Source organism: Rugosibacter aromaticivorans (assembly GCF_000934545.1).
In the GTDB taxonomy this organism is placed as follows: domain Bacteria; phylum Pseudomonadota; class Gammaproteobacteria; order Burkholderiales; family Rhodocyclaceae; genus Rugosibacter; species Rugosibacter aromaticivorans.
The window spans coordinates 1,543,371-1,558,719 of the sequence record NZ_CP010554.1 but is presented as its reverse complement, the minus strand read 5'-3'; the positions used below and the strand labels follow the sequence as shown (position 1 = coordinate 1,558,719).

Sequence of the window (15,349 nt, the reverse complement as noted above, 5' to 3'; positions counted from 1 at the left end):
GAGAGAAAATGAAATTCCAGCGTGGTGTGAGTCTGAATGGTCTGATGATTGGCAGCGTAATTTTTGCGCTCGTTGCTTTGCTGACGATGAAAGTACTGCCTGAGTGGATTGAATATGGGAAAATCCTCAGGGTAGTCAAAGCAACCGCAGGGGATAGCAGCCTGAAAGAGGCGACAATACCCGATGTGCGTGCGGCGTACGATAAACGTGCCGATATTGATGTCATTAAAAGCGTGACCGGGCAGGATATTGACGTGAGCAAGGAAGGTGGCGAATTAGTCATTTCTTTTGCATACACAAAGAAAGTTCCCTTGTTTTATAACGTCAGCCTGGTCTTTGATTTTGAGGGTAGCAGCGCGAAGAAATGAAGCTTAAAGCGGTAGAAGCTTCCCTGGGACATCAATTTACTCGTCCAGAGTTGCTCCGGCAAGCGCTGACTCACCGAAGCTTTGGTGTGCCGCACAATGAGCGCCTTGAGTTTCTTGGCGATTCGATACTAAATTGCGTTATTGCGCATGCCTTGTTTATGCGCTATGCAGAATGCAATGAGGGCGAGCTTTCTCGCTTGCGTGCGAGTCTGGTGCGCCAAGAAACCCTCGCCGAAATTGCACTGAGCATGCGCCTAGGTGATTATTTGCGTCTAGGCGAAGGGGAGCTAAAAAGTGGCGGCTTTAGTCGCCCATCAACCCTGGCCGATGCCTTGGAAGCCGTGTTTGCGGCAGTTTTCCTGGATGCGGGGTTTATTGCTGCGCAACAGGTTATTGATCGCCTTTTTACTCCATGGGTTTTGCGTATCGACCCGCAAAAATCAGGGAAAGATCCTAAAACAGCCTTGCAAGAATTAATGCAGGGGCGACATTTATCCTTGCCAAGTTATTCTCTGCTCGCCCTGCGTGGCGAGGCGCACGCACAGGAATTTGAAGTCTCATGCGTGGTTGCCGAGTTGAATATTTCGTGTGTCGGCAAAGGCAGTAGTCGTCGTACAGCCGAACAGCAAGCCGCTCGTTTGACGCTTGCCCAGATTACCCAAATAAAAAATGAATGAAAATTTCCGTACTGGTTATATAGCGATCATTGGCCGCCCCAATGTCGGTAAATCAACGCTGACTAATTGTCTGATTGGTGCCAAAGTGAGTATCACCTCCAAGAAGGCACAAACTACAAGACACCGCATCCACGGTGTCTTGACCACGACAGACAATCAATTTATTTTTGTCGATACGCCAGGTTTCCAAACGTCCCACACGAATGCCCTTAACCGCTTGATGAATCGAAGTGTGACTTCATCATTCGCCGATGTGGATGTGATTTTGCTGGTGATTGAAGCCGGGCGCTGGGGGGCAGGCGAAGGAGCACTCATGGCCATGCTGCCGGCGGAAAAACCCATCATTTTAGTGATTAATAAAATCGACCGTTTAGCTGACAAAGGGAAGTTGCTGCCATTTATCGCGCAAGTTTCGGCGCTGCATACTTTTACCGAGATCGTGCCTCTTTCTGCTGAAAAAAACGTGGGCACGAATACGTTGTTATCCGCTGTGGCAGCTTATTTACCTGTTATGCCACCGGTGTTTGCTGCGGATGACATCACTGATCGATCCGAACGCTTTCTCGCCTCAGAAATTCTGCGTGAAAAATTATTCCGCAATCTTGGCGAAGAGCTGCCTTATGGTTTGGCCGTCGAGATCGAAAAGTTTGAGCAAGAGGGCGAATTGAGGCGCATTTTTGCGGCGATCATTGTCGATAGAGCAGCACATAAAGTGATGGTCATTGGGAAGGCGGGCGAACGGCTGAAACGTATTTCAACCGATGCTCGCAAAGACATGGAAAAACTTTTTGGTGGCAAGGTCTGGCTGGAAACCTGGATCAAAATAAAAACCGGCTGGGCGGATGACGAGCGCGCACTGAAGTCTTTGGGCTACGAGTAACACAGTGAGTGGAAAACAACACATTGATGAGCAACGCGCCTTTGTGTTGCACCTTTATCCTTATAGCGAAACCAGTTTAGTCGTCGATGTTTTTTCCCGCGATCATGGGCGCTTGGCGCTGCTTGCGCGCGGTGCACGACGGCCACGTTCCGCATTGCGTGGCTTGCTGATGGCGTTCCAGCCATTAGAGCTTGGCTGGTTCGGGGCAGGAGAGGTCAAAACTCTGGCCAAGGCTGAATGGATAGGCGGCATGCCGTTATTAGGCGGGCGTTGTCTGTTGCCGGGTTATTACCTCAATGAGCTATTAGTAAAGATGTTGCCACGGGAAGACCCACATCGTGTGCTTTTCGATGCTTACAGTGCCGCCTTGCACGCGCTGGCACTGGGTGGCGCTGATGCGCCAGAGTTGAGGCGTTTTGAAAAGACTCTGCTCAAGGAATTAGGCTATGGCTTGACGCTCGATCGCGAGGCGGTCACAGGCGAACAGATCAGTGCGCAAGCACACTATGCTTTTCAGGTTGAACGTGGGCCTATTCGAAAAGTCGGCGCTGGTGACACGGCGAATTTGAATGTTTTACGTGGTAAAACGCTGCTCGATATGGCTGCGGACGACTATACCGATCCGCAAACGCGGCTAGAGAGTAAGGTGTTGATGCGCCAACTGATTGCGCATCATCTGGGAGGAAAACCGCTGCAATCACGGCGGGTTTTTATGGAGTTACAGAAACTGTGATTAAGCTGGGCGTGAATATCGATCACGTCGCCACGATTCGTCAGGCGCGACAAACCTATGAACCAGATCCCGTATGGGCGGCGGTTGAAGCCCAGCTCGGTGGCGCAGATGGCATTACGGTGCATCTGCGCGAAGATCGTCGGCATATTCAGGATAAAGATGTGCGTCGCTTGCGTGAGCTCACACACATCAAGCTAAACCTTGAAATGGCTGCAACCGAAGAAATGATTGCCATTGCCTGTGCAACCAAACCCGAAATGGCCATGTTGGTGCCTGAAGGGCGGCATGAAATCACGACCGAGGGCGGCTTAAATGTGGCCGAACAGGAGCAACGCTTGCGCACGGTCGTTTCTCGTCTGACTCAAGCGGGTATTCAGACCAGTGTTTTTATCGATGCTGAATTAATTCAGGTTGACGCTGCGGCACGCATTGGCGTGCACGTGTGCGAATTACATACCGGGCCTTATGCACAAGCGTTTCATACGCAGGGACGTGACGAAGAGAGCCAAGCCGTTAAGTCTGAGCTAACAAAACTGCGCATCGCCGGTGAAGCGGTTCGTACAGCAGGCCTGCAGCTAAATGCCGGGCATGCGCTTAACTACGCTAACGTGCAGCCTGTAGCCGCACTACCGGGCATTCGCGAACTGCATATTGGCCATGCCATTGTCAGCCGGGCTGTTTTTGTGGGCATGCGCGAAGCGGTTCGTGAAATGAAAAGTCTCATTAACAACATGCACCGCCAATGATTTTTGGCGTCGGCACTGATATCGTGGCGATTAAACGCATGACCGAGTTGTGGCAGCGTCATGGTGAGCATGCTTTGCGAAAAATTTTAGCGCCTGATGAGCGTGCTGCTTGCACCGCCAGCCAAGACCCGGCCCGCGTGCTTGCAAAACGATTCGTGGCCAAAGAAGCCTTGGGGAAAGCGCTGGGTATTGGCATACGTTTCCCTCTGGTTTTGCCTGAAATCAGTGTGACGCATGATGCACTGGGTAAACCCGGTTTTTCTTTTTCCCCATCCCTTGCCGCGTATTTTTCTCAGCGAAAAATGACGGCTCATCTTTCGATTAGTGACGAACAAGATTACGCCGTCGCATTTGTTTTACTGGAAACGCCATGAAAACACTTTCAACACAACATCTTGGTCCCTTGATGATAGACATTGAAGGGCATACGCTGACTGCACTCGATCATGAGCGGTTGACACATCCGCTAGTCGGCGGGATGATACTTTTCACACGTAACTATCGTGATCGTCAGCAACTCACCGAGTTATGTGCGGAGATTCATGCGCTGCGCACACCGCGATTATTGATTGCCATTGATCACGAAGGTGGCCGCGTTCAGCGTTGCCGGGATGATTTCACCCTAATACCCGCCATGCGAAAATTGGGTGTTCTGTGGGATAGCGATGCAACAGGCGCTCGTGAAGCTGCGCGCACCATCGGTTATTTACTGGCTGCTGAACTGCGTCACTGTGGTGTTGATTTTTCATTTACCCCTGTTCTTGACCTCGATTGGGGGCGGAGCGGGATCATTGGCGACCGGGCCTTTCATCGCGTTCCCCAAGCGGTAACTGAACTTGCTGGTGCGCTGATAGAGGGGTTACGGTTGGCTGGGATGCGGTGTTGCGGTAAACATTTCCCAGGTCACGGCTGGGTTGCGGCGGATTCTCATGTGACTGTTCCGGTGGATGAGCGCGCGTTGGCTGACATGAGCGACGACCTGATGCCTTATCGACACCTCTCATTTGATGCCATCATGCCCGCACACGTGATTTATCCGCAAGTTGATTTCCGGCCTGCCGGTTTTTCTCCGGTATGGATTAATAAATTACGTAATGAATTTGCCTTTGACGGCGTTATTTTTAGCGACGATCTTTCGATGGAAGGAGCCAGCGTGGCAGGGAATATTGTCGATCGGGCCAATGCGGCCTGGACAGCCGGATGTGATGTGCTCTTGGTTTGCAATGCGCCAGACGATGTGGGTGTATTGCTCGAAACCTGGCAGCCAGAGCACGCGCCCTGCGCTCGTCGACCACTCAGCCGGCTTGTACCGGGTGAACCCTGGCAGAAAAATAACCATTATTATGCCATGGGGGTTGCCACCATAGACCAATTAACCGGTACTATCTCCCCATAAAAAGAGGCGGTATCAGAATGTATTTTTCAGGTTAGATTAAGGATTATTTTCAAGGGGCATCGAAATGGATTTTCAAAAAATGCTACAAGAAAAAACGGCAACCGCAGCTGCGGTTGCCGACATTGTTCAATCGGGCTGGTCGGTTGATTACGGTGCCTCGCTTAACCAGCCAGATGTGTTTGATTCTGCTTTGGCGGAACGTAAGCTCCAGCTACAGGATGTGCGCATCAGAAGCATTCTGACCATGAAGCCGCGCAAGGTGTTAGAGGTTGATCCTGAACAGCAACATTTTCATGGTGAAAGCTGGCATTTTTCAGCGTACGATCGTAAGCTATATGACAATGGTGTAGCCAGTTATATCCCCTTTAATTTTGGCGAAGGCCCAAGGCTGTATCAGGATTATCTGGATGTGGATATTGCCGTGATTAAAACCACACCTATGGATCGGCATGGTTATTTCAATTTCGGTGCATCGACCTGCTATGTGCGCGCTTTATGCGAAAAGGCCCGTCGTGTGGTGGTTGAAACCAGCACTGCGCTGCCCACGTGCTATGGCTTGGAAAATGTCATTCATATTTCTGAAGTCGATGCAGTTATTCAAGGGGATAACGCCCCTTTGACCGAATTACCTAGCGCGCCTGTGACAGATATTGATATTACAGTGGCGAATCTGATTATTCCAGAAATAGAAGATGGCGCATGCCTTCAGATTGGCATCGGTGGCATGCCCAATGCGGTTTGCGGTGCCTTGGCGCACGCGCCGGTCAAGAATCTTGGAATTCATACTGAAATGTTTGTCGATGGAATGGTCGATCTGGTGATGGCAGGCAAAGTGACTGGCGCATGCAAGAGCACCTATCGCGGCAAAATAGTTTTCACGTTCGCTGCTGGATCGAAGCGCACGTACGACTTCCTTGATGGCAACGAAATGTGCATGAGTCTGCCCGTTAACGAAACGAATCTCACTGAAAACATTGCGCGTAATCGTAGGGTTGTCTCCATTAACAATGCAATGCAGATTGATCTCATGGGGCAGGTGGCTTCCGAGAGCGCAGGTTTCAAACATCGGACAGGCACCGGAGGGCAGCTACAGTTTGTACGTGGTGCTTTTATGTCGGAAGGCGGTAAATCATTCATGTGCCTCTCTTCTCGCTATATGAAAGGTGATCAGCCACGTTCGCGTATCGTGGCTGGGCATCCCACTGGCACGGTAATCACCACACCACGCACTGATGTCATGTATGTGGTGACAGAGTACGGGATGGTTAATCTCAAAGGGAAAAGCATTCCGGAGCGCGTGAATGCGCTTATCAGTATTGCACATCCGGATGATCGTGCATTGCTTGAAAAAAAGGCACGAGAAAGTGGCTTGCTCCCACGACGTTTTCTGTAAAGGGGCAGGGCGTTGTCTCTCATAAATCTTTGGCTGACCGATGGTTCGCATTATGAAAAAGGCGTAGGATAAAGACGCCGGATAAGAATTATTCTGTCTGACATGGCAGGCGGGAATCATCTTTACTTCGAACAAAAATCTGAGGAGACTGTAATGAGCGAACAAAATGCTTCTAACCTCCAAACAGAACAATCTATTGCCATTCGACGCGTCGGTTTTCTAAGTCCGTTCCACTGGCTGCGTCAGGGTTGGAGCGATATGGTACACAGCCTGACAGCCAGCCTGGGCCACGGCCTGATCATCACCGCCATGGGCTGGGTGGTAGTGATGTTTACAAGTAATCACCTCTATTTGTTTTCTGCAGCCATTTCCGGCTTTCTGCTGGTTAGCCCACTCATGGCAACAGGCCTGTATGAATTATCTCGCCGCAAAGAATCAGGGCAGCCGGTGAGTTTCGAGTTTTCACTGAACGGGCTGAAAATAAATGGTGGGCGATTGGCCAGGCTAGCCGCGCTTCTCGTGCCATTTGTTTTTGTTTGGATTGGATTATCTGCCCTGATTTTTAAAAATTATTTCCATGGCGAACTCCCCGCCATAAGCGGTGCCATCTATCAAACTAGCTGGATCACCTCCGGGGGTACTACCTTTTTGTTGACCTATGGCATTACGGGCGGGGTCATCGCCGCCGGTGTTTTTATGCTCACCGCAGTTTCTGTTCCCATGATAATGGATCGTTCCACAGGGTTAATGACCGCTATGGGCACCAGTATCAAGGTCGTTATGGCCAATGTGCCAGCGATGCTTTTGTGGGCTGCCTTACTTGTTACGCTAACTGCCATTGGATTTGCGACCCAACTATGGGGCATGATAGTGATTATTCCTTTGCTGGGGCACGCTACTTGGCATGCGTATCGAGACACTGTTGGTGCCGTGCAGCAGTGACACCGCAATGACTACAATCCCTCTTGAATCCGTGCTGACCTGCCCGCAGTGCAGTTTCGCCAAACAGGAATCCATGGCCCACGGACGCCTGCCAGTTTTTCTACGAGTGCAATCAATGTAAGACGCTGCTGCGCCCCAATCCTGGCGACTGCTGCGTGTTCTGTTCATTCGGCTCGGTGAAGTGTCCGCCGATTCAGCAGCAGCGCGGGTGCTGCGGATAGCAAACCGGTCTTGCTTTATTTTTCGGTTTCTGAGGCGACCTCTGCAACAACCAAACGATACCGCACCCGTGCGCCACGCTGCGCACCTGCCAGCCAGATTTGCTCATCGAAGGTTATCCATCCATCGCATCGCTGGTAGAGTACCGTGGAACTGCGCGTGCCGTAACTGGGCGACTTGACGAAGGCGGCGGAAAGCAGGCGTTCCCAGTCCTGCGGAACGCCGGTGGCAGGCAGATGTTCATCGGGGTGGATGGCGTCGTTCTGCAACAGGTTGAACAGCGGGCGATCGTCCGGCAAATGGTCGATGGCTTGTGTCAGCGCCGTCTTGCCAGCGCCGACTTTTGGCCGGGGTGTATCGAGCAAATCGTTCGAGACGCCATAGATGCCGGGGGCAAGCGGCCGCCGTTCGCCACTGACATTCGACGCCCACCACAGGCGCTTACCATCGCCGAGCAGCAGGTTGTAGCCGTTATAGGCGACGCCGCTGGCGGCGATGCGGGCCAGATAGGCTTCCGGTGTTTCGCTTCCCGTCAGAAAATCCGCCACCAGCGCCCCGCGTGAGGGTAGCTGGCGGTTTTGTGCCGGGTCGCGGTAGTTGGTCAACGCCGCGAAACGGCCGGTACGCGTAACGCCGAGCCAGGTGCCGCCCGCTTGCAAGTCGCGTCCGGCCAGCACCTGCTGGGCTTGTGGCCAGAAAGCTGCGGTGGCGGTGGGGCGAGCGAAAAACTCGTCGCGATTGGCGGCAACGACCAACGGATAGTTGGGATGAGCCTGCCAGGCGAGGAGAATCAGGCACATCAATTATTCAATCAAGTGTGTAGGGCAGTGGCAGGAAAGTCAGCCGTTCGCCATCTGGTGCACCAAGATGTACTTCGCCAGCGGCGACAGCGCTGCTTTGTACACTGACCAGACACTCGAATCCGTCCTCCGGCGATGGCGCGATACTGACCAGCGCGCCGCATTGCTGGTCGCCCGTTTCTGGGGCATAGACGTGCGTGCCGGGGGCGGCCAGGCTCGCCAGCCGCGCGCGGTAGGTACGGCGTTTGACTTTACCCAGATAGTGCGTACGGGCGACAATTTCCTGTCCCGGATAGCAGCCTTTGGTAAAGCTCACACCAGCCACGGCGGGGAGTTCCATGTTGAGCATTTGCGGCACGAAGGCTTCTTGCGTGGCGGCAGTGACGCGCGGTTGCCCGGCGGCAATTTCCAGCCAATGCCAGGCGGCAAGTCCGGTGACTTTGGCGGTGGCCGTAATTTGCGGCCACCGCCGGATGGCGGCGGCAGGGTCAAGCGCCAGCAGCCAGCGTGTATTGTCGAGACGAATCAGCTGCCCGCCGTCAGTTGCGGCAAGACCCAGGCGGGGCAGGGCGGGATTGATAAAAGTCGGCACCTCAAGGGTACTTCCTGCGGAGGGTGCTGGTAAGACGGTGGATAGGACGGATAGGACGGAAATGCCGATCAAGGCGCGCTCATTTGTGGCATCGGTAAGCTTTACCTTGGCGCGCAGGATGAACATCGAGAGTTTTTTGAGCAGCGGCGGCAGAATCTCGCGTGGTAGCATCAGCAAGTAATCATTGCCTTCGCGCCAGATCAGAAAAATCGCCAGCAGCCGTCCTTTGGGGGTACAAAAACCCGCCGTGCGGGCGCTGGTGGCATCGATGCCCAGAATATCGTTGGTCATCAGGTTGTGCAGAAAGCTGGCCGCATCTTCGCCGCTGACGCGGATCAGGCCAAGATCTGCCAGCGGGGTAACTGCGACGCTGTCACGCGCAGCTTGCAGCTCTGCGTCAAGTTGGCCGAAGTGTTCGGCACTATTGGCCGCCAAGCCTTGACTGGCAAGGAAAGTAGTCCATTCCTGATTCATCGGGAGTCATCCATGTGAGGTATGAGAGGGTGTATTATCGCGCTCCAGCCGAAAATTTTCCGGTTTGTTATTTCAACCTTCATGCGTGTTCTCAAACTGCTGCTGATATTCGCTTTGCTCACAGCGGGAATTGCCTGGATCGCACTGCGTCCCTTACCTCATTCCGCTGATTCCGTGGCTTTTTCTATTCCCCCGGGTGCCAGTTTGCGGCGCGCAGCCCAGGTGGTTGAATCCTCCGGCATTGATTTACCCGCCTGGCAGTTTGAATTATTGGGCAGACTCCTGGGGCGCGCAGCACAAATTAAAGCTGGCAGCTATGAAGTTGCCGGGCAAATAACCGCACGACAACTCCTCGATAAGCTTACCCGTGGTGATGTCAGCCAAGGGCAGTTGGTACTCGTGGAAGGGCTCACGTTCAAGGCGTTTCGTGCCACTTTGAATGCAACACCTGATCTGGCGCATGACTCAGTGGCATTGTCTGATGCTGCGCTGCTTGCCCACCTTGGCGCAACCGAAGCAAGCCCTGAGGGCCTCTTTTTCCCGGATACCTACTTGTTTGACAAAGGCAGCAGCGATTTGCATCTTCTGGCTCGCGCTTACCATGCCATGCAACGCCAATTGGCTATCGCTTGGGAAACTCGCGACCAGAAAATACCGCTAAAAACACCTTATGAGCTCTTAACCCTGGCTTCGCTGGTTGAGAAGGAAACCGGGCAAGCCAGCGATAGACCACAAATCGCGGCTGTTTTCATGAATCGTTTGCGTATGGGCATGCCGCTGCAAACCGACCCTGCTGTCATTTATGGATTAGGCGAGCACTTTGATGGCAACTTACGCCGTATCGACCTGCAAACCGATACCCCCTGGAACACCTATACCCGCCGCGGTTTGCCACCCACGCCCATTACCACACCAGGATTTGCTACATTAAATGCCACTGCACATCCGCCGGTAAGTGATAAAGTCTATTTCGTGGCCAAAGGGGATGGTCACAGCGTGTTTTCACGCACCCTGGAAGCGCACAATCGTGCTGTAGCAAAGTACCAGAGAGGACAAAAGTAAAGCATGCGTGGGCGATTTATTACCTTTGAAGGAATCGATGGCGCAGGTAAAAGCACCCAGCATGCGTGGCTGGCAGCGCATTTGCGCTCACTAGGCCATGAGGTTGTTGCCACTCGCGAGCCAGGTGGCACACCCTTGGGTGAACAATTACGCGGCTTGCTTCTGGCTGAACCCATGCACATCGAAACCGAGGCCTTATTGATGTTTGCCGCCCGTCGCGAACATATTGCGCAAGTTATTGAACCTGCGTTAACGCGTGGTGCCTGGGTGGCTTGTGATCGGTTTGCAGATGCTTCTTTCGCTTACCAAAGTGGGGGGCGTGGACTCGCCTGGGAAAAAATTGCCGCGTTGCGCGATTGGACCCTAGGACATCTGCAGCCGGATATCACGTTTATTTTCGATATTCCTGTAGCCACTGCTCAGGAAAGGTTAGCGAAAATAAACAACCAGCGTGATCGGTTTGAGCAAGAACAAACCGCCTTTTTTGAACGCGTACGCGCGGCTTATCACCGTATCGCCACAGAAAACCCTCAACGTGTAACGCTAATTGACGCCACACAATCAACTGAAGAAATAAATAAATTACTTGAGAAATCAATTGCAAGATATTGATAATATTTTAAATATTAATTTAATCAAACCTCTGCTAGCGCAAGGATTCGAATACCTACCCCATGCGCTGCTGTTCGCTGGTCCGCGTGGCCTAGGCAAACGCGCCCTAGCTGAAAAGCTAGCCGCAACGCTGCTTTGCGAATCTGTCACTCAGGCTAACCAAGCCTGTGGTAAATGTGCAGCTTGTCGCTGGATGAAAGCAGGTACGCATCCGGATTTTCGGCTCGTTACAGCAGACGATGAAAAAGACACAGAAGAAGTGAAGAATGAAAAGAGCAGCGAAAAAACCAAAAAGCAGGGGACAAGCAGTATTGGTATTGATCAGATTCGCACCTTGGAAGACTTTGTGTTTATTGGCAGCCATCGAAACATCCGTCGTGTTATTTTGGTTAGCGAAGCAGAGGCGATGACAATTCCAGCCGCTAACTCACTTCTTAAAATACTTGAAGAGCCACCTCCAAGTGTTTATTTTATATTAATTTCAAATAATAAGAAGACATTGCTTCCTACCTTGCGCAGCCGGTGTCGCGTAGTACCATTTTCTCGTCCGGATGATCAAGCCACGGCACACTGGTTACAGCAGGCAGGGCTGGATGATCAGGCGATGCGCTACCTTGATCTCGCCGGTGGCGCGCCTTTGCGCGTTATGCAATGGAAAAATGACGGGCAGTTGGCTGCGATTGACGCCCTGGTCGACAGCCTAGCGTCCGCTAGTGCCGACCCTGTCACTCTGGCCGCTCGTTGGGAGGGCTTGCTTAAAGCGAAAGCCGAAAACTCATTTCGTATGGAAAACCTGGTGGAAGGCGTTCAGTGTTGGCTATTTGATTTAGCGCTGGAACAAGCTACCGGCGAAGTTCGCTATCATCGCGGCTGGCCACGACCAAAAAATATTGCTGCGCTCAACCCAGCGGCACTACTCGCCGCTTGGCGTGAAATCAACGCTTCTCGACACAGCGCACGACACCCGCTTAACCCGTTATTATTTCTTGAATCACTCGCCATCCACTATTTACGTGCTCTGCGTCCAATGAATTCATGACAGAACTACTCGTTGACTCCCACTGCCACCTTGATTTCCCTGATTTTCAGGGCAAGGAAGCTGCTTATCTGGCTGCAATGCAAGAACATCATGTCGGCTGGGCGCTGATCGCCGGCGTCACCTTGGAACGCTTCCCTGAGGTGCTTGCGCTTGTTGAGCGTTTCCCCAATCTATATGCTGGTGTTGGAGTGCACCCCGATACAGAGCAGGGTGAAGAACCCACCCCAGCAACCCTTTTGCGCCTCGCTGAGCACCCTAAAGTGGTCGCCATTGGTGAGACTGGTCTGGATTATTACCGACTGGACGGCGATTTGGAGTGGCAAAGAGAACGCTTTCGCACCCACATTCGTGCTGCCAAACTATCACGCAAGCCGTTGATTATTCATACACGAGAGTCGGCAGAAGACACTTTACGCATTCTTCACGAAGAAAATGCCGATGAGGTGGGGGGTGTATTCCACTGCTTTACGGAAACACTGGACGTTGCCAAAGCGGCACTCGATCTGGGTTTTTACATTTCTATTTCCGGCATTGTCACGTTCAAAAAGGCGCTGCAAGTTAAAGACGTCGCGACTTTTGTGCCTCTGGACCGTCTGCTCGTAGAAACAGACTCGCCTTATCTTGCACCCGCCCCTTATCGCGGCAAACTAAACCAATCGGCTTGGGTACGCCATGTAGCAGAAGAAGTTGCCCAGCTACGTGGGATGGCTGTGGATAAGCTGGCTAAAGAGACAACTGCCAATTTCTTCAGGCTTTTTATTAAGAATAATGAGTAAGTTATTTATATTTATAGGATTTTGTTTTTTAAGCCTAGGGTCTCCCGCGGGGACTTATGACGATATTTTAGTTGCCGTACAGAACGATGACAGCGCTACCGTCATCGGTTTGATTAATCGCGGCATGGACGTGAATACGTCCGATTCAGTTGGCTCAACGCTGCTCATGATCGCAGCGCGTGATGGAAACCAGGACTTGGTGAAGAGTTTAATAAAAAGCAAAGCCACGATTAACCACCTGAACCGCTATGGCGATTCAGCTTTAACCCTCGCGTCTTTCAAAGGCCATCTGTCTATAGCCAAGATGTTGCTTGATGCAGGCGCAGAGGTTAATCCTTCCGGCTGGGCACCGCTTCATTACGCCGCCTATGCGGGCCATCGCGAGCTCATAGAATTACTAATCAAGTCAGGAGCCAAGCTTGATCTACGCGCTCCCAATCGCCAAACAGCCTTAATGCTTGCAGCAAAAAACGGGCATGAAGAGACTGTTCGCCTTCTGATCACTGCGGGAGCCGACATCAGTTTGCAGGATGCCAATGGAAAAACCGCATGGCAGCTAGCTTTGCAGCAGGGGCACACAAATAGTGCCCGTTGGCTTGTAGTGCCTGAACTATCCAACAAATAAGTAAATACCAGTCTTGCTACATTGAATTTTTTGAATCACAACACATCTGGCTGCGAGTTAAATTTATTCGCATAATTTGCATTATGTAAAATATAAAACGCTGGCATTGAGGGCTTAGCCCTAAAGGTTTTCAGGTTCCGCCGGTAAGCCTTGCCCTCCCCTGGCGATCTCCGCATCCAAGAAAGGAGATAACACCATGACACCATGATCGAAAATGCTGAAAACCTGTTGATGGAAATGCGCAAGGGATTCAGAAAGGGGGCATCTCAAAAAAACGGAAAATAAAGCACGCTGCTGATTGCCTTCTCGACGGCTTGAGCCGCTTGATTACGTCTGGGTGTGCTGTATGTGTCGCCATGATTTTTTTATCCTGCCCCCTGGATAGGGTATTGCCAGCAACTTTTTGCCGGGATACAATGCGCCGGTCTCAATTTCGGAGTTCCACCTGTGGACAGTCCTAGTAGTCGATCTTGCATCGACAACACACAGGCAAGGTAACCGCGAGCGTCACATTTCGCCGCTACCTTGCCTACATGGCGGGTAGTGGCATCAAGTAGCCGGTTCTCGGCTGCTTTCAGCTACTTCCTTCTGATCGTTTGAGTGCTACCGCGTAGCGGTGGCACAGGTTCGGCTTGTGCGCGGTTACGCGCAAGCTGGGGAGTACAGATGCGTTTTGATTTCATCCTTTCGCGCCGCTTGGCGCTCATCCAGTGCCTCCCCGCCCTCGTCGGGTCTTTGCTGCCTGCCTTCTGCTTTGCCGAAGTGGCGGAAACCGAAGACTGGAACGCCAAGTTCCAAGCCACCTATGTGTGGCAGGATAAGCGGCCATTCCCGGCCGCCTATTCCGGCACCAACAGCCTGTCGGCCGGCAAGGAGCACAGCTATTCCTTCACGGCGACCGCCGCGCTCGGCTTCCGGCCGTGGGCAGGGGGAGAACTGTACTTCAACCCCGAAGCTGCGCAGGGCGTACCCCTGTCCAACCTGACCGGCTTGGGTGGCTTCACCAATGGCGAAATCGCCCGCTCTTCTGGCCCGACGCTCACGGTGTATCGGGCACGACTGTTTTTGCGCCAGACATGGGGCATGAGCGGTGAACAAGAGATCGTCGAGTCTGCCGCCAATCAATTAGTGGGGACGGTGGACAAGCGCCGCTGGGTGCTGACCGCAGGCAATCTGTCGGTGCTTGATGTCTTTGACGGCAATGCCTACAGCCATGACCCACGCACCCAGTTCCTCAACTGGTCGCTGATGACGCATGGGGCCTACGACTACGCGGCCGACGCGCGCGGCTACTCATGGGGCATTGCACTGGAGTGGTATCACGACGATTGGACAGTACGCGCAGGCCGATTCATCCAGCCCAAGGAACCAAACCAGCAGGCCCTTGACCCGCACATCTTCCAACACTACGGCGATCAGCTCGAAGTGGAGCACGCCCACACCATCGGCGGCCAGCCGGGCAAGCTACGCGTACTCGCCTTCCGCAACCGCGCCAAGATGTCGAGCTTCCAAGATGCCCTCAACCTAGCTGCTCGCACGGGTGGCACGCCCGACATCAACGATGTACGCACGGGTGAACAGGTCAAGCACGGCTTTGGACTCAACCTCGAACAGGCCATGTCGAATAACGTGGGTCTGTTTGCCCGCGCGAGCTGGGCCGACGGCCGCACCGAGACCTATGCCTTTACCGAGATTGACCGCTCCATGTCGGGCGGTGCCGTGGTCAGGGGCACGTCGTGGGGCCGGGAGCAAGACAGCATGGGCGTGGCCCTGGCGCGAAATGGCTTGTCCAAGGTGCATCGCAATTACCTCGCGGCTGGCGGCATGGGCTTCTTCATCGGCGATGGCCGCTTGAACTATCGCCCCGAGACCGTGTTCGAGGCGTTTTACAACTTGAATCTGACGAAAGCGGCGTGGGTTTCGCTCGATTGGCAGCGCATCCGAAACCCCGCCTACAACGCCGACCGAGGCCCGGTCAACGTGGCCTCAGTTCGGCTCCATACGGAGTTTTGAGA

The 15,349-nt window shown here is 53.0% G+C and carries 18 protein-coding genes; 16 read left to right on the top strand and 2 right to left on the bottom strand.

The genetic code is table 11. The features are described from left to right. Nucleotides 1-8: 8 nt before the first annotated feature. The 10 genes from PG1C_RS07770 (at nt 9) to PG1C_RS15100 (ending at nt 7,356) form a co-directional block, all read left to right on the top strand. Entirely contained in the window at nt 9-368 is a 360-nt protein-coding gene (locus tag PG1C_RS07770) for a DUF4845 domain-containing protein (protein ID WP_202634262.1), read from the top strand. Then, nucleotides 365-1,045, top strand: coding sequence for a ribonuclease III (gene rnc / locus PG1C_RS07765; RefSeq protein ID WP_202634261.1), 681 nt, complete (start codon nt 365-367; stop codon nt 1,043-1,045). The genes PG1C_RS07770 and rnc overlap by 4 nt, the downstream gene beginning before the upstream one ends. Further along, nucleotides 1,038-1,925 carry a GTPase Era gene (gene era / locus PG1C_RS07760; RefSeq protein WP_202634260.1) on the top strand — a complete coding sequence of 296 codons (888 nt, stop codon included), beginning with the start codon at nt 1,038-1,040 and terminating at the stop codon, nt 1,923-1,925. Before rnc ends, era begins: the two co-directional genes overlap by 8 nt. Before the next feature lie 4 nt (nt 1,926-1,929). Then, a complete protein-coding gene (gene recO / locus PG1C_RS07755) occupies nt 1,930-2,658 on the top strand; it encodes a DNA repair protein RecO (protein WP_202634259.1) in 729 nt (242 codons plus the stop codon). Further along, complete coding sequence (locus PG1C_RS07750; RefSeq protein WP_202634258.1) at nt 2,655-3,404, top strand: pyridoxine 5'-phosphate synthase; 750 nt, start codon at nt 2,655-2,657, stop codon at nt 3,402-3,404. Before recO ends, PG1C_RS07750 begins: the two co-directional genes overlap by 4 nt. Then, entirely contained in the window at nt 3,401-3,778 is a 378-nt protein-coding gene (acpS, locus tag PG1C_RS07745; protein ID WP_202634257.1) for a holo-ACP synthase, read from the top strand. Before PG1C_RS07750 ends, acpS begins: the two co-directional genes overlap by 4 nt. Then, nucleotides 3,775-4,800, top strand: coding sequence for a beta-N-acetylhexosaminidase (gene nagZ, locus PG1C_RS07740; protein ID WP_237218108.1), 1,026 nt, complete (start codon nt 3,775-3,777; stop codon nt 4,798-4,800). Before acpS ends, nagZ begins: the two co-directional genes overlap by 4 nt. Before the next feature lie 64 nt (nt 4,801-4,864). Continuing rightward, nucleotides 4,865-6,193 carry an acetyl-CoA hydrolase/transferase family protein gene (locus PG1C_RS07735; protein WP_202634256.1) on the top strand — a complete coding sequence of 443 codons (1,329 nt, stop codon included), beginning with the start codon at nt 4,865-4,867 and terminating at the stop codon, nt 6,191-6,193. Between the two features lie 153 nt (nt 6,194-6,346). Next, nucleotides 6,347-7,135, top strand: a complete 789-nt coding sequence (locus PG1C_RS07730; RefSeq protein WP_202634255.1) for a DUF2189 domain-containing protein — start codon at nt 6,347-6,349, stop codon at nt 7,133-7,135. A 125-nt stretch (nt 7,136-7,260) separates the two neighbouring features. Next, entirely contained in the window at nt 7,261-7,356 is a 96-nt protein-coding gene (locus PG1C_RS15100; RefSeq protein ID WP_479687751.1) for a GDCCVxC domain-containing (seleno)protein, read from the top strand. Between the two features lie 15 nt (nt 7,357-7,371). Here the strand turns inward: PG1C_RS15100 and PG1C_RS07725 are convergent, their stop codons facing one another. Beyond that, nucleotides 7,372-8,154 (bottom strand): NRDE family protein, encoded by a 783-nt coding sequence (locus PG1C_RS07725; protein WP_202634254.1) that lies wholly within the window; start codon nt 8,152-8,154, stop codon nt 7,372-7,374. Between the two features lie 7 nt (nt 8,155-8,161). Then, a complete protein-coding gene (gene ygfZ, locus PG1C_RS07720) occupies nt 8,162-9,220 on the bottom strand; it encodes a CAF17-like 4Fe-4S cluster assembly/insertion protein YgfZ (RefSeq protein ID WP_202634253.1) in 1,059 nt (352 codons plus the stop codon). Nucleotides 9,221-9,301: 81 nt separating this feature from the next. Here ygfZ and mltG point away from each other — a divergent pair, with 81 nt between their 5' ends. From mltG to PG1C_RS07690, 6 genes are all read left to right on the top strand, one after another. Next, a complete protein-coding gene (gene mltG / locus PG1C_RS07715; protein WP_202634252.1) occupies nt 9,302-10,282 on the top strand; it encodes an endolytic transglycosylase MltG in 981 nt (326 codons plus the stop codon). Between the two features lie 3 nt (nt 10,283-10,285). Continuing rightward, complete coding sequence (tmk, locus tag PG1C_RS07710) at nt 10,286-10,894, top strand: dTMP kinase (RefSeq protein WP_202634251.1); 609 nt, start codon at nt 10,286-10,288, stop codon at nt 10,892-10,894. Then, nucleotides 10,881-11,933 carry a DNA polymerase III subunit delta' gene (gene holB / locus PG1C_RS07705; RefSeq protein ID WP_202634250.1) on the top strand — a complete coding sequence of 351 codons (1,053 nt, stop codon included), beginning with the start codon at nt 10,881-10,883 and terminating at the stop codon, nt 11,931-11,933. The genes tmk and holB overlap by 14 nt, the downstream gene beginning before the upstream one ends. Then, on the top strand, nt 11,930-12,709 hold the full coding sequence (locus PG1C_RS07700; protein ID WP_202634249.1) for a TatD family hydrolase: 780 nt from the start codon (nt 11,930-11,932) through the stop codon (nt 12,707-12,709). Before holB ends, PG1C_RS07700 begins: the two co-directional genes overlap by 4 nt. After that, nucleotides 12,702-13,334: an ankyrin repeat domain-containing protein gene (locus tag PG1C_RS07695; protein ID WP_202634248.1), complete on the top strand. Its 633-nt coding sequence runs from the start codon at nt 12,702-12,704 to the stop codon at nt 13,332-13,334. The genes PG1C_RS07700 and PG1C_RS07695 overlap by 8 nt, the downstream gene beginning before the upstream one ends. A 666-nt stretch (nt 13,335-14,000) precedes the next feature. Continuing rightward, nucleotides 14,001-15,347, top strand: coding sequence for a carbohydrate porin (locus tag PG1C_RS07690; RefSeq protein ID WP_202634247.1), 1,347 nt, complete (start codon nt 14,001-14,003; stop codon nt 15,345-15,347). Nucleotides 15,348-15,349 lie beyond the last annotated feature (2 nt).

What these genes read in the sequence shown, in the direction of transcription:
- acpS (WP_202634257.1), top strand. Translation starts at nt 3,401, where the DNA reads ATGATTTTTGGCGTCGGCACTGATATCGTGGCGATTAAACGCATGACC.
- PG1C_RS07735 (WP_202634256.1), top strand. Translation starts at nt 4,865, where the DNA reads ATGGATTTTCAAAAAATGCTACAAGAAAAAACGGCAACCGCAGCTGCG.
- PG1C_RS07700 (WP_202634249.1), top strand. Translation starts at nt 11,930, where the DNA reads ATGACAGAACTACTCGTTGACTCCCACTGCCACCTTGATTTCCCTGAT.
- PG1C_RS07770 (WP_202634262.1), top strand. Translation starts at nt 9, where the DNA reads ATGAAATTCCAGCGTGGTGTGAGTCTGAATGGTCTGATGATTGGCAGC.
- PG1C_RS07725 (WP_202634254.1), bottom strand. Translation starts at nt 8,154, where the DNA reads ATGTGCCTGATTCTCCTCGCCTGGCAGGCTCATCCCAACTATCCGTTG.
- mltG (WP_202634252.1), top strand. Translation starts at nt 9,302, where the DNA reads ATGCGTGTTCTCAAACTGCTGCTGATATTCGCTTTGCTCACAGCGGGA.
- ygfZ (WP_202634253.1), bottom strand. Translation starts at nt 9,220, where the DNA reads ATGAATCAGGAATGGACTACTTTCCTTGCCAGTCAAGGCTTGGCGGCC.
- PG1C_RS07695 (WP_202634248.1), top strand. Translation starts at nt 12,702, where the DNA reads ATGAGTAAGTTATTTATATTTATAGGATTTTGTTTTTTAAGCCTAGGG.
- PG1C_RS07690 (WP_202634247.1), top strand. Translation starts at nt 14,001, where the DNA reads ATGCGTTTTGATTTCATCCTTTCGCGCCGCTTGGCGCTCATCCAGTGC.
- PG1C_RS07730 (WP_202634255.1), top strand. Translation starts at nt 6,347, where the DNA reads ATGAGCGAACAAAATGCTTCTAACCTCCAAACAGAACAATCTATTGCC.
- nagZ (WP_237218108.1), top strand. Translation starts at nt 3,775, where the DNA reads ATGAAAACACTTTCAACACAACATCTTGGTCCCTTGATGATAGACATT.
- rnc (WP_202634261.1), top strand. Translation starts at nt 365, where the DNA reads ATGAAGCTTAAAGCGGTAGAAGCTTCCCTGGGACATCAATTTACTCGT.
- tmk (WP_202634251.1), top strand. Translation starts at nt 10,286, where the DNA reads ATGCGTGGGCGATTTATTACCTTTGAAGGAATCGATGGCGCAGGTAAA.
- era (WP_202634260.1), top strand. Translation starts at nt 1,038, where the DNA reads ATGAATGAAAATTTCCGTACTGGTTATATAGCGATCATTGGCCGCCCC.